Below are 22,264 nucleotides of genomic sequence, written 5' to 3'. Positions count from 1 at the left end.
CGCCTAGTGGGCGACCGGGGCCTTGGGGGCCATCAGCTCCAACAGGCGATCGGCGATCTCGCGCTCGCCCATGATCACCTCGTCGACTCCCAGCTGCATCAGGTACGCCACTTCGCTGTCGGAATGGGCCCGTGCGAAGATCGTGATGTTCGGGTTCAGCTTGCGCGCCTGTTCTGCAATGGCCCCGGCTTCGAACCCTTCGGGAATGGCGATCACGAGCCGTTTGGCGTCTTCGATGCCGGCTTCTTCCAGAACCGATGCCGCAGCGGCATTTCCTATGACCACCGGCAGCCCATCGTCGGCGGCAGCACGAGCCACATCGGCTTCGTCCTCCACCACGACCACTGCGCGGCCGGCCTTCTTGGCCCCTTGGCCGACAAGACGACCGACCCGGCCATAGCCGATGAGCAGGGTATGCTCCCTGCGGTCTTCCTGCCGCTGCCGCTCGACTTCGCGGGCTTCGGCAACCGCCGCCTTCTTGGCTGCGCTCACGCGACCGGCGACAGCGGTAAACACGAACGGGTTGGCAAAGATCGACAGGATCGCGCCCGCCAGGATCAAGTCTCGACCCTCTGGCGGCAGGATACCGAGATTGGTGCCGAGGCCTGCGAGGATGAAGGAGAACTCGCCGATCTGGGCGAGGCTGGCGGAAATCGTCAGGGCGGTTCCAGTCGGATGGCCGAAGAAACGCACGATGGCGAAGGCCGCGATCGACTTGCCGAGGATGATGATCGCCACTGTTGCGAGCAATGGCCAGGGTTGTTCGACCACAACGGCGGGATCGAACAGCATCCCGACCGAGACGAAGAACAGCACCGCGAAGGCGTCGCGCAGCGGCAGGGTTTCTTCGGCAGCGCGACGGCTCAACTGGGATTCGCCGAGGATCATGCCGGCGAAGAAAGCGCCAAGCGCGAAGGAGACGTCGAACACATAGGCCGCGCCGAACGCCACACCCAATGCGATTGCCAGGACTGCCAGGCGAAACAACTCACGCGAACCGGTATGCGCAACCCAGTGCAGCGCCGCAGGGATCAGGCGCCGGGCGACGATCAGCATGAAGGCGATGAAACCGCCGACCTTGAGCACGGTGATGCCAAAGGTCGTTGCTATCGCTGCCCCGTCCATGGAGTCGGCGGTCACCATGCGGGCGATCGGGGGAAGGAGCACCAGCGTGAGCACCATCGCCAGATCTTCGACGATCAGCCACCCGACAGCGATGCGTCCGCGTTCGGTGTTGATGAGATCGCGAGCCTGCATCGCGCGCAGCAGAACGACCGTACTGGCGACCGAGAGCGCTAGGCCGAACACCAGTCCAGACAGGATCGACCAGCCGAGGGCCAGGGCCAACGCCAAGCCGAGCAGGGTAGCGACCGCGATCTGCGTCAGAGCCCCGGGGATGGCGATCCTCCGGACCGACAACAGGTCTCGCAAGGAGAAGTGCAGGCCGACGCCAAACATCAGCAGGATGACGCCAAGTTCGGCCAATTCGTTGGCAAGGCCGGTATCGGCGACGAACCCCGGTGTGAAGGGCCCGACGATAACGCCGGCGAACAAGTATCCCGCAACAGGGGACACGCGCAGGCGATGCGCCAGCGCGCCCATGAAGAAGGCTACGACAAGGCCGGCGACTATCGTCCCGATCAAGGGGGTGTGGTGTGGCAAGTGCTTCTCCCGGCTTCGCGAGACCCTGAAATCCCGCGGAATCTCTCAACGTACGACGAGTGGACGAGCGCGGCGGCAATAGTTTCCGCGGCGTTCGCGCCCGTCAAAGGTGCAGCCACCCACCAACGGGGCGGCCTGCATCGCATTCCAATCATGCTAATTCTCCAAACCGAGCCGCGCGGACCTGCAGTCTGGTGTAGGCCCGGTGAGATAGGTTCCTCGCTAGGCCTCTGGATGCTGTCTCAGAGGGCCGGCGGGGCCCGCGGTCCATGCGCTCGGGTGAGGGCCGGGCGGCCCACCGTTTGGCTTGGGAGAGGCTGGTAGCGAACCTGAGTAGCGAGCGCGAAGGCGGGGAGGATCAGCACGGGTTCGGCAGCTGACGACAGCGGCACGCCGTCGAACAGGTGATCGAGCGGGGTTTTCCGGTCCATCGAGGTCTTGTCGCCCGTGACGCGCGGCTTCTTTGGGCTGACCACGACCGAGTATGTCGCCGGGTCGAACGCCGAGCCGATCACTCGTGTACGGGCTTGCCCCATCGTCGGGACCGCCGAAATCAACACGACGAGCAGCATTATCCAGCCCACGAATGCGGGCCGGCGATGTCGCGGCGTCATGAGAATGCCTTGGTGCATGGTCTAGAAAGTAGGTCATCCACCCCTGGATTGCGAACCTGAAATTCCCCCGAGGGTGTGAAATGCACATTTGTTAGGGGAGCGTTCATGTTTGGGACTGCACGAAAATTGCGCTATTAGCCTGTTGAGAGAAATTACATATCGAGTATCTTTCGTAACTTGTTTGATAGATGTGTTTGTAACCAGATTTCGGCCTTGCGTTAACTAGCCCACTGTGCAAGGCGCGCCGCCGGGTCGGCGGCGTACGGTTATTGCGTCAGCTTTTGGGGGAAGTTTGGTGAGTGATGAATCCGTGCTCGTCTTCGACGGGCTGACGGAGCCGACTGACAAAGCACGTTCGGCTCAAGCACAGGTCAGTTCGGCGGGGTCGTTTCCCGAACTCAATCGCGGTGAACGCAACGCGCTGCGCGCGTACTGGCCATTCCACGAGTTCGAGCCCCTGTCCAAACGCGTACGCATCGGCCTGCCGAGCATGCATGCTCTAGTGGGCAAGGGCTTGGTCGACGAAGGCCCGGCGGGAATGTTTGGCCCGACGTTCCGCCTCACCGATCACGGACGGAAGGTGACTCTCGCCCTGGCCGGCTTGGGCGACGAGCGATCGAGAGTTAGCTAAGCACTCAGGCGGTCAATTTGCGGGCAATCGAGACGAACTCTGCCACACTGAGCGTCTCGGCCCGGCGCGTTGAATCGATCCCGAGACTTTCGAGCGCTTCAAGCGCCCCGGGAACGCCCTTTACGCTTTGACGGAGCATTTTCCGGCGCTGGCCGAACGAGGCTTCGGTCAACCTTTCCAAGACCCGCGCGCTGACACCGGCGGGCGCCTCTGCCGGGGTGACGTGCACGATAGCGCTCATCACTTTGGGTGGCGGCGTGAAAGCACTGCGGTGGACTTTCATCGCGAGCTTGGCCGTTGAGCGCCACTGGGCGAGGATCGCCAGCCGACCGTATGCGCCGCCATCGGGCGCCGCGACGACGCGCTGAGCCACTTCCTGTTGGAACATCAGCGTCAGGCTGGTCCAGTTCGGCGGCCAGCGCTCCCCACCGAGCCAACCGGTGAAGAGTGCGGTACCCACGTTGTAAGGTAAGTTCGCGACGATGGCATAAGGCTCGCCCATGATCTCGTCATGGTCGAGTTTGAGGGCGTCCCCTTCGATTACCCGCAATCGGCCGGGAAAAGCCTCCGCAAGCTCGGCCAGCGCCGGGAGGCACCGGCGGTCCATTTCGATGGCGGTGACTCTTGCACCCGCGCGTAGCAAGGCCCGGGTGAGCCCGCCCGGCCCGGGGCCGATTTCGAGCACCGCGCGATCCTGCAGGTCGCCGGGAATGGCAGCAATCCGGGCGAGAAGCTGTTCGTCGAACAGGAAATTCTGGCCCAGCGCTTTCGACGCGCTCAGTCCATATGCGGCAATGACTTCGCGCAAGGGCGGGAGCTTAGGCATTGTCACGGTCTTGAACTAGCGGAGCTCACAAGCCGCTCCGGCGTGCCGCCATCTCGCCCGCCATTCGGATCGCTGCGATCATCGCGTCCGCGCGGGCCGCGCCCGTTCCGGCGATGCCGAAGGCCGTGCCATGGTCGGGCGATGTGCGGACGATGGGCAGGCCAAGGGTGACATTGACGCCCTGATCGAAATCGAGCGCCTTTAGCGGTATCAAGGCCTGGTCGTGGTACATCGCGATTGCGACGTCATAAGTTTTTCGCGCGTGCTCGGTGAACAGCGCGTCGGCGGGATGGGGACCCGTCGCGTCGATGCCTTCGGCCCGCAGTGCGGCGACTGCAGGCGCAATGATCTCGATCTCTTCGCGCCCCATCCTGCCGCTTTCGCCGGCGTGAGGGTTGAGGCCACAGATCGCGATCCGGGGGGCGGCAATACCAAAGTCCTGGCGAAGCGCCCTGTCGACGATTGCAGCGCGGCGGCGGATCAAGTCGATCGAGATGCGGCCGGGAACTTCGCTCAGGGCGCAATGGACTGTGAGCGGCACGGTTCGAAGTTGCGGGCCGGCCAGCATCATCACCGCATCGTCCGCGGGAACGCCACTAGCGGCCGCGACGAATTCAGTTTGGCCAGGGAAGGCAAAGCCGACCTTTGCCAGTTGGGACTTCGCGATCGGTCCGGTGACGATGGCCGCGGCTTGCCCCGAAACGACCAGTGCACTCGCGTTCGTGAGCGAAGCGAGGGCCAGTCGCGCTCCGCTCTCGTCTGGCTCGCCGGGGCAGTATTCACCGTCCGGTCCGCCAAGAACGGGCAGTCCGTCCGCGAACGCCTCAACGGCCTCTGTCGGGCGGTCGATGACCACCAGAGGGACCTGAAGCCCGCGACGCGCGGCCGCGGCTTTCAGCACGTCCGCACCGCCGGTGACAAAGAACGGCGGCAAACGTCCGTCGGCGCGCCTTGTCCAAGCGTCGCAGATGATTTCGGGACTGATTCCCGCCGGGTCGCCGAGCGACACGGCGAGCGGCTTCGCGAGCTTAGTTATACTCGATCACCGCGTCGCGCCGAAGGTCGCGCAAGTAGCGCTGGGCCCGGCGGTTGATGCGTTCGTCTTCAAGCTGCGACATCAGCGCTTCGGTATCCGGACCACCCGCGTTGGTCGGGTCGTCGCGACCGCACAGCAGTAGTACGCGAACGCCGTCCTCGAGCGTGCCGAAGGGCGGGGTCGCCTGGCCGACCTGGAGGTCGAGCAGGATCGGCTGCAACTGATCCGGCAGCGAGCGTATGGCAATGCCATCGTTCGACACGACCTGGGCTCCGAGTGTGGCGGCGACGCTCTCGGCCTCGCCGCAACCGCGGATCTTGCTCACGCCGTCAGCGAAGGCCGTCGCGCGAGCCTGTGCGTCTTCCCTGGTGGTTCCAGCCGGGAAATCGAGCGAAATCTGCTTGAGGCTGAGCAAGGCATCGCGCGGGTCGGCCATGCCGACCTGGCGTTTGTCGATCAGGTAAAGGATCGAGAAGCCGCCAGGAATTTCGACGGGGCCGACCAACTGGCCGGGCTGCAATTCGCGGGCGACGTTTTCGAGCTGCGCGTTCTGCAACTGCTCGATCCGGATCCAGCCAAGGTCGCCGCCGACGGCCGCGGTGGAGGCTTCGGAGAACTGCCGTGCATAGGCGATAAAGCTGCCGCCGGCGCGAAGTTGCTCCATGATCCGGCGGGCGTTCTGGTTGACCGCTTCGCGGGTGGCGGGCGTGGCCGAGAGATAGATCTCGCCGATCCGATATTCGGCGGTACCCTTGGACGCTTGCAGGCGCTCGAACAGCTCGTTCACCTCGCCTTCCGACACGTTCACGTAAGGCGCCACGTTGCGCCGCAACAGGCGATCCCAGGCCAGTTCGCCCTTGATCTGGCGCTTGAGTGAGCCCGGTGACGAGCCGATCGACGTCAGGTACCGCGTCATTTCGGCGTCGGTACGCTTGAATCGATCGGTCGACAGCTTGTTGTAGGTCGAGGCCACCTCGTCGTCGGAAACGCCGATTTCCTGGGCGTCGGCCTCCTGGATCTGTAGCGTTTCGTCGATCAGGTTGCGCAGGACCTGTAGCCGCAGGCGCTTGATCTCGTCGGCCGAGGGCGTCGCTTCGTTCGCCGCGACAATCAACGCCACGCGCTGGTCGACATCGGTGCCGGTAATGATGGTCCCGTTGACCGTGGCGGTCGCCCGGCGCTTCGAATCCTCGCGGTTGAGGATGATGATGTTGTCGGGGATGTTGAACGCGTCGGAAGAACTGGCTTCAGCCGGCTCCTGCGCAATGGCAGACGTATAGACCCCGGCGGAAACTGCCGCCGCAGCCACGAACCATCCGAATTTCTTGGTGAACTTGCTCAATTGCAGGACCCCGTAAAGGATGCGCTTTCTGCGCTCTCGAAGGCTGGCCACCTACCTCCAGGCGGCTTAACCCTAGCTGAGCCGCGGCGGATAGCGCGTTTGCCGGTGCCTGCCAACGGCGATGCTTGCGGATAGCGTCGACAACAGCAGCGGGCCTAGCGGAACCCGAGGTTGCGCAGGGAGAAATAGACGCGGAAGCTGTTGCCCTTGTCGGCATCGGCCACCGCGACATAATCGCGCCGCCAGGTGAATCCGAACTCCATGCAATCGTCGGCATAGGCAAGGCCGAGACGCGTGCGTAGCGGCTCGAACCCGTCCGAGGTGAACGAGGGGTCTTCTTCCGAATTGGTCAGGTTGACCACGGCGGAACCGAACACTGACCAGTACTTGGCGAACGCCACGCGGCCCGCGGCGCGCAGTTCCTCGCGATCCTGCAAGTCTTCGAAGTTCAGGTCGATGTCGCGGTTGAGGCGCAGATAACCCACTTCGAGGTAGGTCTCGTCCGAACCGAGCGTCGCGTCGATCTCGTTGCGGCGAACCGCGAAGTTGTCCTTGTCGACGCGGTAGCGGTGGGTGAACTTCACGAAGTCGCGGTAGCGGATCTCTGTACGGCCGACCCAGTCGGAGAACTGTTCGGTCAGGCCGGTTCCGTCGGGGAACAGGGAAGGCTTGTCGGTCAGGCGGTAGGATTGCCCGATAGTCACCTTGGCGCGCCATTTGGGGATTTCGGCCGCCCAGTCCAGGCCGTAAGTTACGCGCGCGCCATCTTCCACTCGGTCGTAACCGGGGAAGCGATTGAGGGCGAAGAGGTTGCTGTCCTCAAGGTCGATCGAGCGCGCATCCTCGTTGGGGATCGTGAGATTCTCGATCTCGGGCGCGGCGGCAAGCTGCACGCGCGGAGTGATGACTTGCGTTCCGCCCAGGAAGCTGCCGACGAACGGCCACTTCATGTCGACCGCCCCGATAGCAACGCCGCGCGACTGCCACCCGTCGCGGCCGCGGTAGGATGGGGTGCCGGTGAGTATGCTGGAGTCGGAGTGATAGAGATCGCCGCGCAAGTAGACCGTGGCGGTAAGCTCCTGGCCCAGTGAAGTGATCCTGCGCAGGTTCCACTCGGCCCGAGCGAACGCGCGCTGCGTGTCCTGTCCGTCGGTGCGGGTGATCGCGAGGGTGTTGGCCTGAATCTCGAACTGTCCGCCGAGTATCGGGTCCGCGATCCGCCGCCGGTAGTCGATCAGCGGCAAGGCAATCGGGACCAGGCCCTGCGGCTGCTGGACGAGCAGGAGCTGCGTCACCCATCCCGAAATCGACAAGTAGCTGTCGTCGTCAATCCGCTCGACATCGATCATCGAGCGCAACCGGTCGTCGCGGGTGATGTCGTACCGGCGGGCGAAAGTCCGGTCGAGCGCGAAGCGAAGCGAACTGGTTACGCTCCAGTTCGGATCGAGCTGGAACTTGCCGTTGCCGAAGAAATAGCCGCGGATGTCCTTCTCGGTGGTCGGGACCGTCGAGTTGAGTGGGATGCGGGTCCCGTAAGTCAGGTATCCAGTGGCCTGAAACGCCCCGCTGTCGGTCAGCATCCGATATTGGGCCGAAACCATCGGCACAGCTTCGGTGTAGGCGAACGCCGTCACCAGAAGATCGCGGTTCTCGGCCATGTGCCAATAGTAGCTGCTGATGACCTCGAGGCCGTTCGAAGCGTTGACCCCGACGTCGGGGATCAGGAAGCCGGAGCTCGGCCCCCCGTCCGCCTGCACGGTGATTCCGGGCAGCGGCAGGATGCGCTTACCGAACAGCTCCAGATAGGCGCCGTCGAAGCGGATGGTCTTGGTTTCAGAATCGTAGCGTACCCTCCGGGCCGTAACGCGCCAGCTTGGCTGCTTGGGGCAGCCATCGCCGTCGACCACCGGGCATGAGGAATAGGCGGCGCGCTCAAGCACGACATCGCCAGTCTCGTCGCGGTGGCCTTGCGCCGCGGCCAGGCGCCCGCCGGCCCTGAAAGCCAGGAGCATGTTGCTCATGGCCCCTTCCTTGAGCTCGTCGGTTAGTTCGAGGCTGTCAGTGAAGAGTTGATTGCCGTCTTCGTCCACAGCGCGGACATTGCCCATCGCCGTGATCTGCCCGCTCGTGCGGTTCCATGACACGTTATCCGCCCGGACCGAGCGGTCGCCCGAGCGCAGGAGCACGTCGCCCGAGGCCGTTACGAGATCGGCGTTGCTGTCATATTCGAGGGCATTGGCCTCGAACGCGACTTCACGTGGCGTCTCTTCGCCCTTCTTGGTTTCGTCGCTCGTTGCTGGCGCCGGATCGTCCTGAGCCAGCGCAGGCATAGGAGCGCACATCAGTGCGGCAAAGCCCGCCAGGGCAATCGCGCGAATGCGCCGCAAGTTGCGAAGTTCGGCGTGCAATTCTGGCTGCGGGCGGGGGCGCATCGGCTTGCCTATTGCACTGCTGCTCCCTAACTGCAACGCCACCGAGCAAGTCCCGCGGCATCAACCGCCGCGCCTCCCACACGATCGAGCGGAGAGAGCATGCAAATCACCTTCCAGAGCGCCACCGGCGGCGCAGGTCCCTCATTGGTCGCGCGCGTCGTCGACAAGGACCAGCTGCCCGCGGATCTCGACCGGGCCGTGACCGAAGGGGCGCGCGCAGCGCGTTTCACCGGCAAGGCCGGACAACTGTTCGAAGCCTTTGTTGAGCGCGGCGACGCCGTGGTTCGGCTCGCCCTCGTAGGCGCGGGTGCCAACGGCGATGGCCGTGGTGCAGCACTGGAGCGGGCAGGGGCGGCGCTGGCGGCGAAGTACCTGACCTCCGGTGCCACTGAGCTGGCGCTCGACGCAAGCGGTCTCGAGGCAAAGGATGTCGCCTCGGTGCTGATCGGGCTGCGTCTGCGCAGCTGGCGTCATGACGCCTATCGCACCAAGCTCAAGGACGAGCAGAAGGTTTCCCTGACCAATGTTGTCGTAACCGGCGCCCCGGCTGGTAGCGAAGACGCATGGGCGACCGAGCAGGCCCTGTCCGAAGGCGTCGAATTCACTCGCGAGCTCGTGGCCGAGCCGCCAAACGTGATCTATCCGGAATCGTTCGTCGAACGCTGCCTCAAGCAGTTCGCCGGCACCGGCGCCGAGCTCTCGTTCCTTGACGAAGACGAGATGCGCAAGCTGGGCATGGGCGCGCTGCTCGGCGTGTCGCAGGGTTCGGCCCAGGCTCCCAGGTTGCTGGTCATCAAGTGGCTTGGCGGAGCGAAGGGCGCTCAGCCGACAGTGTTCGTAGGCAAGGGTGTAACGTTCGACACCGGCGGCATCTCGATCAAGCCTGCGGCCGGCATGGAAGACATGAAGTGGGATATGGGCGGCGCCGGCGCTGTCGCGGGCGCGATGCTCGCGCTGGCCAAGCGCAAGGCCAAGGCCAACGTCATCGGCGTCTGCGGCCTGGTCGAGAACATGCTCGACGGCAAGGCGCAGCGTCCGGGCGACATTGTCACCACGATGTCGGGCCAGACAGTCGAAGTCATCAACACCGACGCCGAAGGGCGGCTGGTGCTGTGCGACGCGCTCACCTGGGCGCAGCGCGAATTCAAGCCGGCCGCGATCGTTGACCTCGCCACTCTGACCGGCGCGATGATCATCTCGCTCGGGCACGAACATGGCGGGCTGTTCTCGAACGACGATGGCCTGGCTGACGACCTGTCGGCAGCAGGCAAGGCGAGCGGCGACAAGTTGTGGCGCTTCCCGCTCTCGCCAGCTTACGACAAGCTGATCGATTCCCCGATCGCGGACATGAAGAACGTCGGCCCCCGCTGGGCCGGCTCGATCACCGCGGCGCAGTACCTGCAGCGCTTCATCGACGAGGGCACGCCCTGGGCGCACCTCGACATCGCGGGCATGGTCTGGGCCGACAAGCCCGGCGCCACTTGGGACAAAGGCGCGACCGGCTACGGCGTGCGCTTGATCGACCGCTACGTACGCGACAAGCTCGAAAGCTGAAGTGGAGCGCGTCGGTTTCTACCTGTCGGGCGCGCAGCCGGTTGAGCGCGTCCTGCCGCTGATTGCCCGCGCCGCGAAGGCCGGGGATCAGCGGATGCTGGTGGTGGCCGAAGATCCGTCGCTGGTCGACCGGCTCGATAAAGCGCTGTGGGAGCAATGCCCGGAGGATTTCCTCGCCCACGGCCGCGCAGATGCGCCGCATGCCGAGCGTCAGCCGGTGCTGCTGTCCGGCGATTGCGCCGCCGCCAATGGCGCGAAGCTCCTGGCGCTCGCCGACGGATGGTGGCGCGAGGAAGCCGAGGGGTTCGACCGCGTCCTGCTGTTCTTCGACGAAGGCGGCAAGGCCGAGGCGCGCAAGACCTGGCGGCTGTTCGATCAGCGCGAAGACGTGACACGCGAGTTCTACGAGCTCGAAGATGGGAAGTGGGCCAAGAAGGCTTGAGCCTTGCGCCCCGGTGCCCCTCCCGCTAGGGGCGCGCCCAACTTTCCGCACATTCAGTTCGAAGGATTTCCCCAATGGCGGTCACCCGCACCTTTTCGATCATCAAGCCCGATGCCACCCGCCGCAACCTGACCGGCGCGGTCACCAAGATGCTGGAAGACGCCGGTCTGCGCGTCATCGCTTCGAAGCGCATCCACCTGAGCCGCGAACAGGCCGAAGGCTTCTACGCGGTGCACAAGGAACGCCCCTTCTTCGGCGAACTGTGCGATTTCATGACCAGCGGCCCGGTCGTGGTCCAGGTCCTCGAAGGCGACGATGCCGTGAAGCGCAACCGTGACGTCATGGGCGCGACCAACCCGGCCGACGCTGTCGAGGGCACGATCCGCAAGGTCTTCGCCGAGAGCATCGAAGCCAACTCGGTCCACGGTTCCGACAGCGACGAGAACGCCGCGATCGAAATCGACTACTTCTTCAAGGCTGACGAAATCGTCGGCTAACCGATGCGCCGCGTCGGTCTCATCGGTGGTTTGAGCTGGGAAAGCACCCGGCTCTACTACGACGCGATCAACAAGACCGTCGCGGCGCGGCTCGGCGGCGCCCACTCGGCGCCGCTGATTGTCGACTCGCTCAACTTCGCGCCGATTGCCCAGGCCCAGATCGAAGGGCGCTGGGATGATGCCGGAGCCGAGGTGGTGGAAGCCGCCATCAGGCTCAATCGTGCCGGCGTGGATGCGATCGCGATCGGCAGCAACACCATGCACAAATGCGCCGAGAGCGTGCGCGATGCGGTGAGCGTCCCGCTGATCCACATTGTCGATCCACTGACCGAGGCGCTGCAGCGCGACGGCAAATCGCGCCCGCTGCTTCTCGCGACCCGCTTCACCATGGAGCAGGATTACATCCGCGCTCCGCTGGCTGGCGCGGGGATCACGGCGTCCATACCGGACGAAGCGGATCGCGCGGCAATCCATCAGGTCATCTACGACGAGCTGATCCGCGGTGTCGTGACAGAGGCCTCACGCGACAAGTTCCTGCAGGTCATCGCCACCGGGCGCGACGCGGGCGCGGACAGCGTGATCCTTGGCTGCACCGAGATCGGGCTGCTGATCAATGCCGAGAATTCACCGCTGCCGGTCTACGACACGATGGCGCTGCATTCGGGCGCCATCGCCGATTTCATTCTCTACGGTACCTGAACCGTCAGAAGCCGTCGGCGACGTCCATCAAGCCGGTGAGCTTCTTCGGCGCAACTGCCCGCCAGCTGCGCGCCAGCCACTCGCCGATTTCGTCCCAGTCGGTATCGCCCAGATCGAGACGGATCGCGACCCAGCCGTCGCCGAAATAGGCGGGGCGGTAGTAGCGGTCGGGGTCGTTCTCGATCAGCTGTGCCTGTTCGTCCGGGCCGCTGATCTTGACCAGTAGCGCGATCTTGCCGTCGCCGTGGTGGTCCAGGCTGACGTAGGCGAACTTCTTGCCCTTCACGATGCCGAAGCAGGGCATGCCGTGGGACACGATTTCATCCGCCTCGGGCAGGGCCATCGCCCGTTCGCGCACTTGCGCCACGAGGTAGTCGGGCGACTTCTCGCGCGCGACGTAATCCGCCAGCATGCGCGGATAGAGTTGGTACTCCGCCATCAGCACCCGAGCCGAGAGGCTGTCGGGCGTGTCGTCGGGCAGGATGTGCACCGGCACCTGGCCGAGCAGCGGGCCGCCGTCGAGTTCGGCGGTCACCACGTGGACCGAACAGCCGCCTTGCGAATCGCCGGCCTCGATCGCGCGCTCATGCGTGTGCAGGCCCTTGTACTTGGGCAGCAGCGAGGGGTGGGTGTTGAGCATGCGCCCGGTCCATCCCTCGACGAAGCCCGCGGTCAGCACGCGCATATAGCCGCATAGCGCGATGTACTCGGCACCGGCATCGCGCAGCGCCTGGTCCATGATCGCTTCGTGCGCCTCACGCTCAAGGCCACGGTGACCGTGGGCGAAGGTCGGGATGCCCTCGGCCGCGGCGATGCTGAGGCCGCGCGCCTCGGGCACGTTGCTGGCGACGAGCACGATCTCATACGGGCAATCGGGCAGGCGCGAGTGGAACAGCAGCGAGGACATGGTGGTCCCGTTGCCGGAAAGCATGACGGCGACGCGGGCCTTCTCAGGCATTGTGCGTCGCGCTCCAGTCGGCCTTGGCGCTCCAGGTTTCGGCCGAGCCGCGCACGGTGCAGCCGCGCGGGCCTTCGATCACTTCGCCGATCCGCGAGACGTCCTCGCCGGCCGCTTCCAGTTCGGCTGCGACTTCGCGAGCGAGTTCCGGCTGGACGGCCAGGACCATGCCGATACCGCAGTTGAACGTGCGAGCCATCTCGCCCGGCTCGATGTTGCCCTGGCCCTGCAGGAACGCCATCAGCCCCGGCTGCTCCCAGGCGTCGGCGTCGACCACCGCATGGGCACCCTCAGGCAGTACGCGCGGGATGTTCTCGAGCAACCCGCCGCCGGTGATGTGGGCGAGGGCGTCGATCTTGCCGGCGCGGACCGTCGGCAGCAGGCTCTTCACGTAGATCCGAGTCGGCTCGATCAGCGCTTCGATCAGCAGTCGCTCCTGATCGAACAGGGCGGGGCGGTCCATCCGCCAACCGAGGTCGTCCGCTAACCGGCGCACGAGCGAGAAGCCGTTCGAATGCACGCCCGAGCTCGCAAGGCCGAGCAGCACATGGCCAGGCGCGACGCGCTCTCCGGTAAGCTGCTCACCGCGCTCGACCGCACCGACGCAGAACCCGGCAAGGTCGTAGTCGCCGGGCGAGTACATGCCCGGCATCTCCGCCGTCTCGCCGCCGATCAATGCGCAGCCCGAGATCGTGCAACCCTGCGCGATTCCCGCAATCACCCGCTCGGCCACGCCGTTGTCGAGCTTGCCGGTGGCGAAGTAGTCGAGGAAGAACAGCGGCTCGGCGCCCTGGACGATCAGATCGTTGACGCACATCGCCACGAGATCGATTCCCACCGTGTCATGCCGGTCATGATCGATCGCGAGCTTGAGCTTGGTGCCAACGCCATCGTTTGCCGCGACCAGCAGCGGATCGGTATAACCGGCGGCCTTCGGATCGAAGAAGCCGCCAAAGCCGCCGATCTCGGCATCGGCGCCGGGGCGGCGGGTGGCCTTGACCAGCGGGCCGATGGCTTTGACCAGCGCATTGCCGGCATCGATCGAGACGCCGGCCTGGGCGTAGGTATAACGTTCGGGCGGGGGGTTGTTCGAAGTCATAACTGGGCGCTTTATCCATTCGCGCTTGGATTTCCACTCGCCATTGGGCAAAAGGCCGCCGATTTCACACATGCCAAGCCTTGCTCTCCCTCAAATTTCGTCTCCGCGACGCCTCTGGGCCCCGATTGCGGGCGCTGTGGCGCTTGCCTTGGGAGTCGCGCTTGTCGCGCAAGTTTCCGGGGATCGCGGCATCGCGCCGGTCGCCAGCACCACCGATATCGAGGTGCGGGGCATCAAGGTCGACGTGGTCGGCAAGAATTCCGAAGATGCGCGACTCAAGGGCTGGCAGGAAGCGAAGAAGCTCGCCTGGAAGAAGATCGGCGGGCCGGACATTCCCGAGTCGCAGCTCGAAGGGCTGATCTCGGCCATCGTCGTTGAGCGCGAACAACTGGGACCGAGGCGTTATATCGCTACGCTCGGCGTGGTGTTCGACCGGGCGCGTTCGGGCGGATTGCTCGGCGGGCAGGGTGAACGCGCCCGTTCGGCGCCGATGCTCACGCTTCCGGTGCTGATCACCGGCGGCACCCAGACCATGTTCGAGACGCGCAACCCGTGGCAGCGGGCCTGGGCCGAGTACCAGGCCGGCGCGAGCGCGATCGACTTCGTCCGCCCCTCCGGCGCCGGCTCCGATTCGCTGGTTCTGAATTTCGGCCAGACCGGCCGTCGCAGCCGTATCCTGTGGAACGACATCCTCGACCAGTTCGGCGCGGCTGACGTGATCGTGCCGATTGCCCGGCTGGAGTATTCCTATCCTGGCGGGCCGGTGCTCGGTCATTTCACCGGACGTCACGGCCCCGACAACGAATACCTGTTCAGCTTCACCCTGCGCGCCCGCGATGCGGAGCAGGTGCCGGCCATGCTGACGATGGCGGTCGAGAAGTTCGACGAATTTTACACCCGCGCGCTCGCCGCCGGCATTCTGCGTCCAGACCCGACGCTGTCGATGGAAGGCATGCAGCTCAGTCCCGAGGTCCGTGCCCTGATCGACGCGGCGCGGCAGGCGGAATTGGCAGGGGCAGCGGCTGGCGAGGGTGAGAACGCCTTGATCGACTCCACCAACCCGGCAGCGACGGCTACCCCTGGCGAGGCGCCGGTGGTCAGCATCACCGTGCAGGTCACCACGCCGGACGCGCCCTCGGTCGATGCGGCGATTGCCTCGCTGCGCGGAACGCCCGGCGTGCGTGGCGTGTCGACCAGCAGCGTCGCCATCGGCGGCACCTCGGTAACGCGAGTCAGCTTCGCCGGCGACCTCGCCGCGCTGGCCGATGCGTTGCGCGCTCGCGGCTGGCAGGTTACCCAGGGCAGCAACGCGCTCGCCATCACGCGCTAACGCGCGCGAGACTGGCGCAGAACTAGGGCACTTATGAGCCAGATTGCCCTTCCGCTCGCGCCGGAATCCGCTGGACCTTCGCGGATCGTAGTCGGCGCCGCCAACGCCCACGTGGCGGAGGCCTTGGCTCGGCCTGAAAGCTGGCCGTTCCGCACCGCGGTACTCACGGGCCCGTCCCGCTCAGGCAAGTCGCTGCTCGCCCGCTGGTTTGCCGAAAGCGGCCGCGGGGAAGCGATCGACGATGCCCGCTCGCTCGACGAAGCGCAGATTTTCCATCGCTGGAACCGTGCGCAGGAAGAAGGACGCGCGCTGCTGATCATCGGCGGAGAGCCGCCTTGGGACATCACCTTGCCCGACTTGCGCTCGCGTCTCGGCGCCGCCCTGCAGCTCGAAATCGGTCTGCCGGACGACGAGATGGCTGAGGAATTGCTCCACATCCTGGCCGAACAGCGTGGGTTGCCGCTTGGGGCCGATGCGGCCGCTTATCTTGTGCCGAGAGCGGGTCGATCCTTCTCCGATCTGGAGAAGCTGGTGGCCGTGATCGACCGGCTCAGCCTTGAACGAAAGGTGCCCGCTACCCAATCTATCTGGCGGGCGGCGCTGGAGGCAGTGCACGGGGCGGAAGAGCCTCGCTTGCTTTAGTGGCGGATTTGAGGGAGAATCGTCAGCAATGTTCGATCAACTGATCGCATACTTGGACTCGGTCCGGGCCCGTGACCCGGCTCCGCGGTCTCGCTGGGAAATTCTCCTGTACCCGGGCGTGTGGGCGGTCGGATTCCACCGGCTTGCGCACTGGCTGTTCGACGGGGAGCTCTATTTCCTCGCCCGGTTCGTGAACCATTTCTCGCGCTGGCTGACCGCGATCGACATCCATCCGGGCGCCAAGATCGGGCGCAACCTATTCATCGACCACGGCTTCACCGTGATCGGGGAGACGGCCGAGATCGGGGACAACGTCACGATTTACCAGTGCGTCACGCTTGGCGGTACCAATCCCACCAATGGCGTTGGCGGCAAGCGCCACCCGACGCTGAAGGACAACGTCATCATCGGCTCCGGCGCGCAGATCATCGGCCCGATCATTGTCGGCGAACGCGCCCGAGTCGGCGCCAATGCGGTGGTGACGGACGACGTGCCTGAAGGCGCGACCATGATCGGCCTCAAGGCCCGCTCCACACTGGTCCCGGCCGAAACCTGGCTGCGCGAGTTCATTCCTTACGGCACGCCGTGTGACGAACCTTGCGAGCAGACCAGCAGCGGTGTCGAACGTGTCGAAGCGCTCGAGCGCGAACTGGCAGAGCTGCGCGCCGAAGTTGCAGCCTTGCGGGAGGAACGGCAAGTGCCGGCCCGTTCCCGCAAGACGGGCGCCGCCAGCTGATGCGGGCGGGGTCGCTCGACGGCAACATCGTACCCTTCCCGTCGTCGCGCGTCCTCCAGCAAGTCGGCTTCGAACGCGCTGAGCTGCAGCGAATTCTCGATCTCTACGGCCGCATGGTCGCCGCCGGCGAATGGCGCGACTACGCGATGAACTTCACGCGCGAATTCGCCAGCTTCTCGGCCTTTCGGCGCACGGCGGACGTTCCGCAGATGCGGCTGGAGAAGCGCCCCGAGCTAAGGCAGCGGCAGGGCATCTGGGCGCTGTTCGGTGAACAGGGCCAGGTGCTCAAGCGCGGGCACGAGCTGGCTGGCGTTCTGGCGCCGTTGGAGCGGAGACTTCTGAAGGTCGTGAGCGGGTAGGATTGGACATGCCGGTGCCTGGAACACTGGCGAAAAGCGCCGTATTCCCGTCGCCACTAAACAGAAACTCTCGCCCCACCACGGGCGGGAGCGCCTGAGCCATGGACCTCATGCGCATCGTCCGCTCGCTGGAGGAATTCCTCTACGAGGTCATGACTTGGCTGGTGTTCTACCCCAGGACCATGTGGCGAGCGGTGCGCCATCCGATCGAGATGCTCCACTACGCCAACCGCGAGCTTCAGGATCAGCCAGACCGGCAATTCGCCGACCTGTTGAGCCCGCCGCTGTTTCTGATGATCACGATCCTGCTCTCGCACATGATCGAAGTCTCATCGCACCAGACCCTGCCGACGGGCGGGACCTCCTTTGGCAGACAAGTCGCGGCGTCCGAATGGAACTTGCTGGTGCTGCGGTCGATGCTTTTCGCCGTCTACCCTCTGATGTTCGCGGTGAGCCGCATCCGGCGCGAAGGCCTGCCCCTGAATCGAGAGACATTGCGCCCCCCGTTCTTTGCCCAATGCTACATTGCCGCTCCGGCCGCTTTCGCGATCGGAATCAGCTCGATCCTCACCCGATCGCCCAACCTGGAATCGCAGGCGGCGGGGATACTCATCTTCTTCGGTGCGGTCATCTGGTACATCTCGATAGAGGTCACCTGGTTGCGCAGCCGGATGAAGATCGGTCGGGCCGCAGCGATTTGGGCGGTTTTCAGAACTTGGCTTGCGGCCTCGCTGATCAACGCCCTCGTCACAGTAGTCGTGCTGGGAATGTAGGATTACCTTTGGACTGACACTTTGACCGGTCAGAGCCTCTCGAGGACGCCCACCAGGTCCTCGTAGCGGTCGATCACCGCATCCGCGCCGAGGTCCGCCGCCGGCAAGTCGTTGTAGCCGAAACTGAGCGCCACCACGGGCACATTGGCGTTGCGGGCGGCTTTCACGTCGAAGGTGCTGTCGCCGACCATCGCGAAGCGGCCGCCGCCGCACATCAGGATGGCGGTGTCGATCATGTCGGGCGCCGGCTTGGCTCGGCCAGGGCCGAGCGTGTCGCCGCCGAGGATCACCTGGAACCGGTCGGTCATGCCCAGGGCATCGAGCAGCTTGCGCGAGTAGACTTCGATCTTGTTGGTAATCACCGCCAGCTTGCAGCCCCGCTGCGCCAGGGCGTCGAGGGCGTCGAGGCAGCCGGGGTAGGGCACGGTGTGGTCGGCGATGTGCGCCTCGTAGTGGATCAGCAGTTCGCCGTAGGCGCCTTCGAACTCGTCTTCCGGCAACTCGCCGCCGGTCAGCTCGAACGCTCGCTCGAGCATCCGGCGAGCACCGCCGCCGATCAGGTTGCGGGTGGCATCCTGCGAGATCAGCGGACGGCCGACGGTGGTCAGCGCATGGTTCACCGCCGGCCCGAGGTCGCGGTTGGAATCGACAAGCGTGCCGTCGAGGTCGAACCCGACAATTTCGAAGGGGAAGTCAGCCATCCACGGGCCCTTGCCGGAGCCGTATGGAAACGGCAACCGATTGGTGGCATTGCGCCTCCATGGGAGCTTCCGAACGACCGATCGCAGCCATCGTCCTCGCCGCCGGCAAGGGCACGCGGATGAAAAGCACGCGGCACAAGGTGCTGCACGAGATTGCCGGACGGTCGATGATCGACCACCTGCTGGCCTCGCTGGAGGCGCTGGCCCCGACCAAGACTGTGGTGGTGGTCGGCGAGGGGCGCGAACAGCTCGAGGCGCACCTCGGCGGCCGGGCCGACATCGCCGTGCAGCAGCCGCAGCTCGGCACCGGGCATGCGGTGCAGCAGGCGGAGAGCGCGCTTGCTGGCTTCGAGGGTGACGTGCTGGTCATGTACGGCGACGTGCCGTTCATCCGGGCCGAGACCATGAAGGCGATGATCGAGCGGCTCCATGCCGCCGATGCGCCCGAAGCAGTGGTCCTGGGGTTCCTGCCCGAAGACGCGCTGCAATACGGCCGCGTGATCGCCGAGGACGGCCAGATCGCCCGCATGGTCGAGTTCAAGGACGCAGACGAGCGCGAGCGCACCTGCATGCTCTGCAACTCGGGCTTGCTGGCAGCGAAGGCGGAGGTGCTGTTCGAGCTGCTGGGCAAGGTCGGCAACGACAACGCCCAGGGCGAATACTACCTGCCCGACGTGGTCAACATCGCCATCGCCGAGGGCCGCAACTGCGCGGTGATCACGACTGACGAGCCTGACGAGGTTGCCGGCATCAACTCCCGCTCCGAGCTGGCGGAGGCCGAAGCGCGCTGGCAACGGTCGCGGCGGGCACAGGCGATGGCCGAAGGCGCGACGCTGGTAGCGCCCGAGACGGTATTCTTCAGCTGGGACACCCGCCTCGGCCGCGACGTGATGGTCGAGCCGAACGTGGTCTTCGGACCCGGCGTGGAAGTGGCGGACGAAGTCACGATCCATGCCTTCTGCCATCTGGAAGGCACCAGGCTTGCATCGCGGACCTCGGTTGGCCCCTTTGCGCGGCTGCGCCCAGGAGCTGTGCTCGAGGAGGGCAGCAAGGTCGGCAACTTCGTCGAAGTGAAGAACGCCGTCCTGGGACAGGGCGCCAAGGCCAATCACCTGACCTACCTCGGCGATGCCACGGTCGGGGCAGGGGCCAACATCGGCGCGGGGACCATCACCTGCAACTACGACGGCTACTTCAAACATCGCACCGAGATCGGTCCGCGCGCGTTCATCGGTTCGAACAGCGCCTTGATAGCACCGGTCAAAATCGGAGCGGACGCCATCGTCGCCGCCGGTAGCGCGGTCAGCCGTGACGTTGCCGACGGAGAGCTGCGGATGGTCCGGGCAGATCAGCTGGTAAAGCCCGGCTGGGCCGATCGTTTCCACGACGCCATGAAGCGGAAAAAGGCCGAGAAAAAGGGCTGAGCCCTTGACATGATATCATGATATGATATCAGTATATCATGCGAACTTTGGTGGACATCCCTGAGGAAGACATCGAGAAACTCGATGCGTTGGCGGCGAAGGACAAGCGCTCGCGCGCAGCGGCCATTCGCGAGGCGATCAAGCTCTACCTTGTCCGCAATACAGGAAATGCCTGGATCGCTCGCGGCGCTGGCTACTGGAGAGATCGCGACGACATTGGGGATGCGGTCGAGTATCAGCGCGCGATGCGCGAAGACCGCGATTTCGACTGAAAATCTGTGTCGGATCCCTTCTTTGATACCAATATTCTGATCGACTGGCTGAAGGATCGTCCCCAGGCCAGCATCGAATTGTCTCGCTATGCTCGGCATCGGATCAGTCGCGTCGTTTGGACTGAGGTTCTGGCTGGCGAGCCGTTGGAAACGCGTGATCGAGTCCAGCAGCTCATTGCACCTTTCGAGATAGTCGAAGTCGACGGCCGGATATCTCTGGCCGCCGCCGACATACGTTTTCGCATGCGGATCAAGCTCTTGGATGCCTATGTGCTCGCGACCGCGCAGGTTAACGGAGCCATCTTGGTCACTCGCAACACAAAGGACTTTCCGGCGCAGATGCCGGGCGTCCGCGTACCTTACATCCTCTAACGCAAGGCAGCCTCCTCATGTGCGGAATCATCGGTATCGTCGGCAAGGAACCGGTCGCAGAGCGGCTGGTCGACGGTCTCAGGCGGATGGAATACCGCGGCTATGACAGCGCCGGTATCTGCACGATCGACGGCGGGAACCTGATCCGCCGACGGGCGCCGGGGAAGCTGCTCAACCTGGTTGCCGAGATTGAACGCCATCCGGCTCCGGGCGATATTGGCATCGCCCATACGCGTTGGGCGACCCACGGCGCGCCGACGGCAAGCAATGCGCACCCGCACGCCACCGATCAGGTCGCTCTGGTCCACAACGGCATCATCGAGAACTTCAAGCCATTGCGCGAAGGGCTGCTTGCGCGGGGCCGCACGCTCGAAAGCGAAACCGATACCGAGATTGTGGCCCACCTCGTATCGGAACAGATCGAGGCAGGCCTGTCGCCACAGGATGCGGTGAAAGCAGTCCTGCCGCAATTGCGGGGCGCCTTTGCCCTTGCGATCGCGTTTCGGGCCCATCCGGACTTGCTCATCGGCGCACGGCTCGGCTCTCCGCTGGTGGTCGGTTACGGTGAAGGCGAGACCTACCTCGGTTCCGATGCGCTCGCGCTTGCGCCCCTGACGCAGCAGATTTCGTACCTGGACGAAGGCGACTGGGTTGTAATCACTCGCGAAGGCGCCGAAATCTTTGACAAGGATAACAATCCAGTAGAGCGCGAAGTTACCACGTCAGGTGCATCGGCAGCGGCGATCGAGAAGGGCAACTATCGCCACTTCATGCAGAAAGAGATCTTCGAACAGCCGACGGTCGTGGCGCAAACTCTGCGCAGCTACCTTCGGCCGGTCGAAATGCAGGTCGCCCTGCCGCAGATCGACTTCGACATCTCGGCGATCGATCGGGTTACCATCGTGGCGTGCGGTACCAGCTACTACGCCGGGATGGTCGCCAAGTACTGGTTCGAACAGTTCGCGCGCGTTCCCGTCGACCTCGATTTCGCCAGCGAGTTCCGATATCGCGAGCCGGTCCTTCAGCCCGGCGGGCTGGCGCTGTTCATTTCCCAAAGCGGTGAAACGGCCGATACGCTGGCGGCGCTGAGGCACTGCAAGGCCGAAGGGCAGACAATCGCAGTAGTGGTCAACGTGCCGACCAGCTCGATGGCGCGCGAGGCGGACTTGCTGCTGCCGACCCATGCCGGCCCGGAAATCGGCGTCGCTTCGACCAAGGCTTTCACCTGCCAGTTGGCGGTGCTTGCGGCTCTCGCGGCGCATTTCGCGGTCAAGAAGGGCCGGCTCGACCGAGAGGCAGAGGCGGAAGTCGTTCGGCACCTGCTCGAAGCTCCGGCCTCGCTCAACGCTGCGCTCGCGCATGACGACGAGATTGCCGCCATGGCGCACCTGATCGCGCCGGCCCGCGATGTTCTCTACCTAGGCCGCGGACCTGACTTTCCGTTGGCACTGGAAGGTGCGTTAAAACTCAAGGAAATCAGCTACATCCACGCCGAAGGTTATGCTGCGGGTGAAATGAAGCACGGTCCGATCGCGTTGATCGACGAAGCGGTGCCGGTGATTGTCCTGGCTCCTTCGGGTCCCTTGTTCGAAAAGACCGTCTCGAACATGCAGGAGGTGAGGGCACGCGGCGGCAAGATCGTGTTGATCTCCGATAAGGCAGGCCTCGAAGAAGCCGGGGAGGGCTGCATGGCGACCATCGAGATGCCGCAAGTCCACCCGCTGATCGCGCCGCTGGTCTATGCGGTTCCGGTGCAACTGATTGCCTACCACACAGCTTGCGTCAAAGGGACCGACGTCGACCAACCGCGCAATCTCGCCAAGTCGGTGACCGTCGAATAAATTCGCAAATCCGGCATTCCTC

At 64.7% G+C, this 22,264-nt stretch carries 23 protein-coding genes; 14 read left to right on the top strand and 9 right to left on the bottom strand.

All coding sequences use genetic code 11. From position 1 onward, the window contains the following. Positions 1–3: 3 nt before the first annotated feature. Together ybaL and ASD76_RS07930 are read right to left on the bottom strand one after the other, a co-directional pair. Positions 4–1,662, bottom strand: coding sequence for a YbaL family putative K(+) efflux transporter (gene ybaL / locus ASD76_RS07935; RefSeq protein ID WP_055920851.1), 1,659 nt, complete (start codon positions 1,660–1,662; stop codon positions 4–6). A 242-nt stretch (positions 1,663–1,904) separates the two neighbouring features. After that, complete coding sequence (locus ASD76_RS07930) at positions 1,905–2,246, bottom strand: hypothetical protein (RefSeq protein WP_235506569.1); 342 nt, start codon at positions 2,244–2,246, stop codon at positions 1,905–1,907. Between the two features lie 325 nt (positions 2,247–2,571). On the opposite strand from ASD76_RS07930, the gene ASD76_RS07925 reads away from it, so the two are divergent. Further along, entirely contained in the window at positions 2,572–2,907 is a 336-nt protein-coding gene (locus tag ASD76_RS07925) for a hypothetical protein (RefSeq protein ID WP_055920844.1), read from the top strand. Between the two features lie 4 nt (positions 2,908–2,911). Here ASD76_RS07925 and rsmA read toward each other — a convergent pair whose 3' ends face one another. The 4 genes from rsmA to ASD76_RS07905 form a co-directional block, all read right to left on the bottom strand. Then, positions 2,912–3,733 (bottom strand): 16S rRNA (adenine(1518)-N(6)/adenine(1519)-N(6))-dimethyltransferase RsmA, encoded by an 822-nt coding sequence (gene rsmA / locus ASD76_RS07920; protein WP_055920841.1) that lies wholly within the window; start codon positions 3,731–3,733, stop codon positions 2,912–2,914. A gap of 25 nt (positions 3,734–3,758) precedes the next feature. Then, positions 3,759–4,769, bottom strand: a complete 1,011-nt coding sequence (gene pdxA, locus ASD76_RS07915; protein WP_055920838.1) for a 4-hydroxythreonine-4-phosphate dehydrogenase PdxA — start codon at positions 4,767–4,769, stop codon at positions 3,759–3,761. Next, complete coding sequence (locus tag ASD76_RS07910; protein ID WP_200943055.1) at positions 4,762–6,111, bottom strand: peptidylprolyl isomerase; 1,350 nt, start codon at positions 6,109–6,111, stop codon at positions 4,762–4,764. Before ASD76_RS07910 ends, pdxA begins: the two co-directional genes overlap by 8 nt. A gap of 155 nt (positions 6,112–6,266) precedes the next feature. Next, positions 6,267–8,543, bottom strand: a complete 2,277-nt coding sequence (locus tag ASD76_RS07905) for an LPS-assembly protein LptD (RefSeq protein WP_055920834.1) — start codon at positions 8,541–8,543, stop codon at positions 6,267–6,269. 99 nt (positions 8,544–8,642) lie between these two features. Between ASD76_RS07905 and ASD76_RS07900 the strand changes: the two genes are divergently transcribed. The 4 genes from ASD76_RS07900 to ASD76_RS07885 all read left to right on the top strand — a co-directional run bounded on the left by ASD76_RS07900 (position 8,643) and on the right by ASD76_RS07885 (position 11,735). After that, positions 8,643–10,097 (top strand): leucyl aminopeptidase, encoded by a 1,455-nt coding sequence (locus ASD76_RS07900; protein WP_055920831.1) that lies wholly within the window; start codon positions 8,643–8,645, stop codon positions 10,095–10,097. A 1-nt stretch (position 10,098) separates the two neighbouring features. Continuing rightward, positions 10,099–10,539, top strand: a complete 441-nt coding sequence (locus ASD76_RS07895) for a DNA polymerase III subunit chi (RefSeq protein WP_055920828.1) — start codon at positions 10,099–10,101, stop codon at positions 10,537–10,539. 74 nt (positions 10,540–10,613) lie between these two features. Beyond that, positions 10,614–11,036: a nucleoside-diphosphate kinase gene (gene ndk / locus ASD76_RS07890; protein WP_055920825.1), complete on the top strand. Its 423-nt coding sequence runs from the start codon at positions 10,614–10,616 to the stop codon at positions 11,034–11,036. A gap of 3 nt (positions 11,037–11,039) precedes the next feature. Next, on the top strand, positions 11,040–11,735 hold the full coding sequence (locus ASD76_RS07885) for an aspartate/glutamate racemase family protein (RefSeq protein ID WP_055920822.1): 696 nt from the start codon (positions 11,040–11,042) through the stop codon (positions 11,733–11,735). Positions 11,736–11,739: 4 nt separating this feature from the next. Here the strand turns inward: ASD76_RS07885 and purN are convergent, their stop codons facing one another. Together purN and purM are read right to left on the bottom strand one after the other, a co-directional pair. Beyond that, a complete protein-coding gene (gene purN / locus ASD76_RS07880) occupies positions 11,740–12,693 on the bottom strand; it encodes a phosphoribosylglycinamide formyltransferase (RefSeq protein WP_055920819.1) in 954 nt (317 codons plus the stop codon). Beyond that, entirely contained in the window at positions 12,686–13,792 is a 1,107-nt protein-coding gene (gene purM / locus ASD76_RS07875) for a phosphoribosylformylglycinamidine cyclo-ligase (protein WP_055923069.1), read from the bottom strand. The genes purN and purM overlap by 8 nt, the downstream gene beginning before the upstream one ends. Positions 13,793–13,928: 136 nt before the next feature. Between purM and ASD76_RS07870 the strand changes: the two genes are divergently transcribed. The 5 genes from ASD76_RS07870 to ASD76_RS07850 all read left to right on the top strand — a co-directional run bounded on the left by ASD76_RS07870 (position 13,929) and on the right by ASD76_RS07850 (position 17,632). Further along, a complete protein-coding gene (locus tag ASD76_RS07870) occupies positions 13,929–15,122 on the top strand; it encodes a heavy-metal-associated domain-containing protein (protein ID WP_235506567.1) in 1,194 nt (397 codons plus the stop codon). Between the two features lie 33 nt (positions 15,123–15,155). Then, the gene (locus ASD76_RS07865; protein WP_055920815.1) at positions 15,156–15,764 is read left to right on the top strand and encodes an HdaA/DnaA family protein; all 609 of its coding nucleotides are present in this window, start codon (positions 15,156–15,158) and stop codon (positions 15,762–15,764) included. Positions 15,765–15,792: 28 nt separating this feature from the next. After that, entirely contained in the window at positions 15,793–16,500 is a 708-nt protein-coding gene (gene epsC / locus ASD76_RS07860) for a serine O-acetyltransferase EpsC (RefSeq protein ID WP_055920812.1), read from the top strand. Continuing rightward, positions 16,500–16,859 carry a DUF2794 domain-containing protein gene (locus tag ASD76_RS07855; protein WP_200943054.1) on the top strand — a complete coding sequence of 120 codons (360 nt, stop codon included), beginning with the start codon at positions 16,500–16,502 and terminating at the stop codon, positions 16,857–16,859. Before epsC ends, ASD76_RS07855 begins: the two co-directional genes overlap by 1 nt. 101 nt (positions 16,860–16,960) lie before the next feature. Then, positions 16,961–17,632, top strand: a complete 672-nt coding sequence (locus ASD76_RS07850; RefSeq protein ID WP_055920809.1) for a hypothetical protein — start codon at positions 16,961–16,963, stop codon at positions 17,630–17,632. Between the two features lie 29 nt (positions 17,633–17,661). Here the strand turns inward: ASD76_RS07850 and ASD76_RS07845 are convergent, their stop codons facing one another. Further along, positions 17,662–18,333: an HAD-IA family hydrolase gene (locus tag ASD76_RS07845; protein WP_055920806.1), complete on the bottom strand. Its 672-nt coding sequence runs from the start codon at positions 18,331–18,333 to the stop codon at positions 17,662–17,664. 59 nt (positions 18,334–18,392) lie between these two features. Here ASD76_RS07845 and glmU point away from each other — a divergent pair, with 59 nt between their 5' ends. The 4 genes from glmU to glmS are packed head-to-tail and all read left to right on the top strand — an operon-like array spanning position 18,393 to position 22,242. After that, complete coding sequence (gene glmU / locus ASD76_RS07840; protein ID WP_055920804.1) at positions 18,393–19,757, top strand: bifunctional UDP-N-acetylglucosamine diphosphorylase/glucosamine-1-phosphate N-acetyltransferase GlmU; 1,365 nt, start codon at positions 18,393–18,395, stop codon at positions 19,755–19,757. Positions 19,758–19,795: 38 nt separating this feature from the next. Next, on the top strand, positions 19,796–20,029 hold the full coding sequence (locus tag ASD76_RS07835; RefSeq protein WP_055920801.1) for a ribbon-helix-helix domain-containing protein: 234 nt from the start codon (positions 19,796–19,798) through the stop codon (positions 20,027–20,029). A 6-nt stretch (positions 20,030–20,035) separates the two neighbouring features. Next, complete coding sequence (locus tag ASD76_RS07830) at positions 20,036–20,401, top strand: type II toxin-antitoxin system VapC family toxin (protein ID WP_055920798.1); 366 nt, start codon at positions 20,036–20,038, stop codon at positions 20,399–20,401. A gap of 17 nt (positions 20,402–20,418) precedes the next feature. Then, positions 20,419–22,242 (top strand): glutamine--fructose-6-phosphate transaminase (isomerizing), encoded by a 1,824-nt coding sequence (gene glmS, locus ASD76_RS07825; RefSeq protein WP_055920796.1) that lies wholly within the window; start codon positions 20,419–20,421, stop codon positions 22,240–22,242. Positions 22,243–22,264: the final 22 nt, after the last annotated feature.

It is taken from the genome of Altererythrobacter sp. Root672 (assembly GCF_001427865.1).
In the GTDB taxonomy this organism is placed as follows: domain Bacteria; phylum Pseudomonadota; class Alphaproteobacteria; order Sphingomonadales; family Sphingomonadaceae; genus Croceibacterium_A.
This window is presented reverse-complemented; position numbering and strand designations above follow the sequence as displayed.

Excerpts from the sequence above, each read along its gene's own strand:
- rsmA (WP_055920841.1), bottom strand. The coding sequence starts at position 3,733 with ATGCCTAAGCTCCCGCCCTTGCGCGAAGTCATTGCCGCATATGGACTG.
- ASD76_RS07905 (WP_055920834.1), bottom strand. The coding sequence starts at position 8,543 with ATGCGCCCCCGCCCGCAGCCAGAATTGCACGCCGAACTTCGCAACTTG.
- ASD76_RS07900 (WP_055920831.1), top strand. The coding sequence starts at position 8,643 with ATGCAAATCACCTTCCAGAGCGCCACCGGCGGCGCAGGTCCCTCATTG.
- ndk (WP_055920825.1), top strand. The coding sequence starts at position 10,614 with ATGGCGGTCACCCGCACCTTTTCGATCATCAAGCCCGATGCCACCCGC.
- ASD76_RS07885 (WP_055920822.1), top strand. The coding sequence starts at position 11,040 with ATGCGCCGCGTCGGTCTCATCGGTGGTTTGAGCTGGGAAAGCACCCGG.
- purN (WP_055920819.1), bottom strand. The coding sequence starts at position 12,693 with ATGCCTGAGAAGGCCCGCGTCGCCGTCATGCTTTCCGGCAACGGGACC.
- purM (WP_055923069.1), bottom strand. The coding sequence starts at position 13,792 with ATGACTTCGAACAACCCCCCGCCCGAACGTTATACCTACGCCCAGGCC.
- ASD76_RS07865 (WP_055920815.1), top strand. The coding sequence starts at position 15,156 with ATGAGCCAGATTGCCCTTCCGCTCGCGCCGGAATCCGCTGGACCTTCG.
- epsC (WP_055920812.1), top strand. The coding sequence starts at position 15,793 with ATGTTCGATCAACTGATCGCATACTTGGACTCGGTCCGGGCCCGTGAC.
- ASD76_RS07855 (WP_200943054.1), top strand. The coding sequence starts at position 16,500 with ATGCGGGCGGGGTCGCTCGACGGCAACATCGTACCCTTCCCGTCGTCG.
- ASD76_RS07850 (WP_055920809.1), top strand. The coding sequence starts at position 16,961 with ATGGACCTCATGCGCATCGTCCGCTCGCTGGAGGAATTCCTCTACGAG.
- ASD76_RS07845 (WP_055920806.1), bottom strand. The coding sequence starts at position 18,333 with ATGGCTGACTTCCCCTTCGAAATTGTCGGGTTCGACCTCGACGGCACG.
- glmU (WP_055920804.1), top strand. The coding sequence starts at position 18,393 with ATGGGAGCTTCCGAACGACCGATCGCAGCCATCGTCCTCGCCGCCGGC.
- ASD76_RS07835 (WP_055920801.1), top strand. The coding sequence starts at position 19,796 with ATGCGAACTTTGGTGGACATCCCTGAGGAAGACATCGAGAAACTCGAT.
- glmS (WP_055920796.1), top strand. The coding sequence starts at position 20,419 with ATGTGCGGAATCATCGGTATCGTCGGCAAGGAACCGGTCGCAGAGCGG.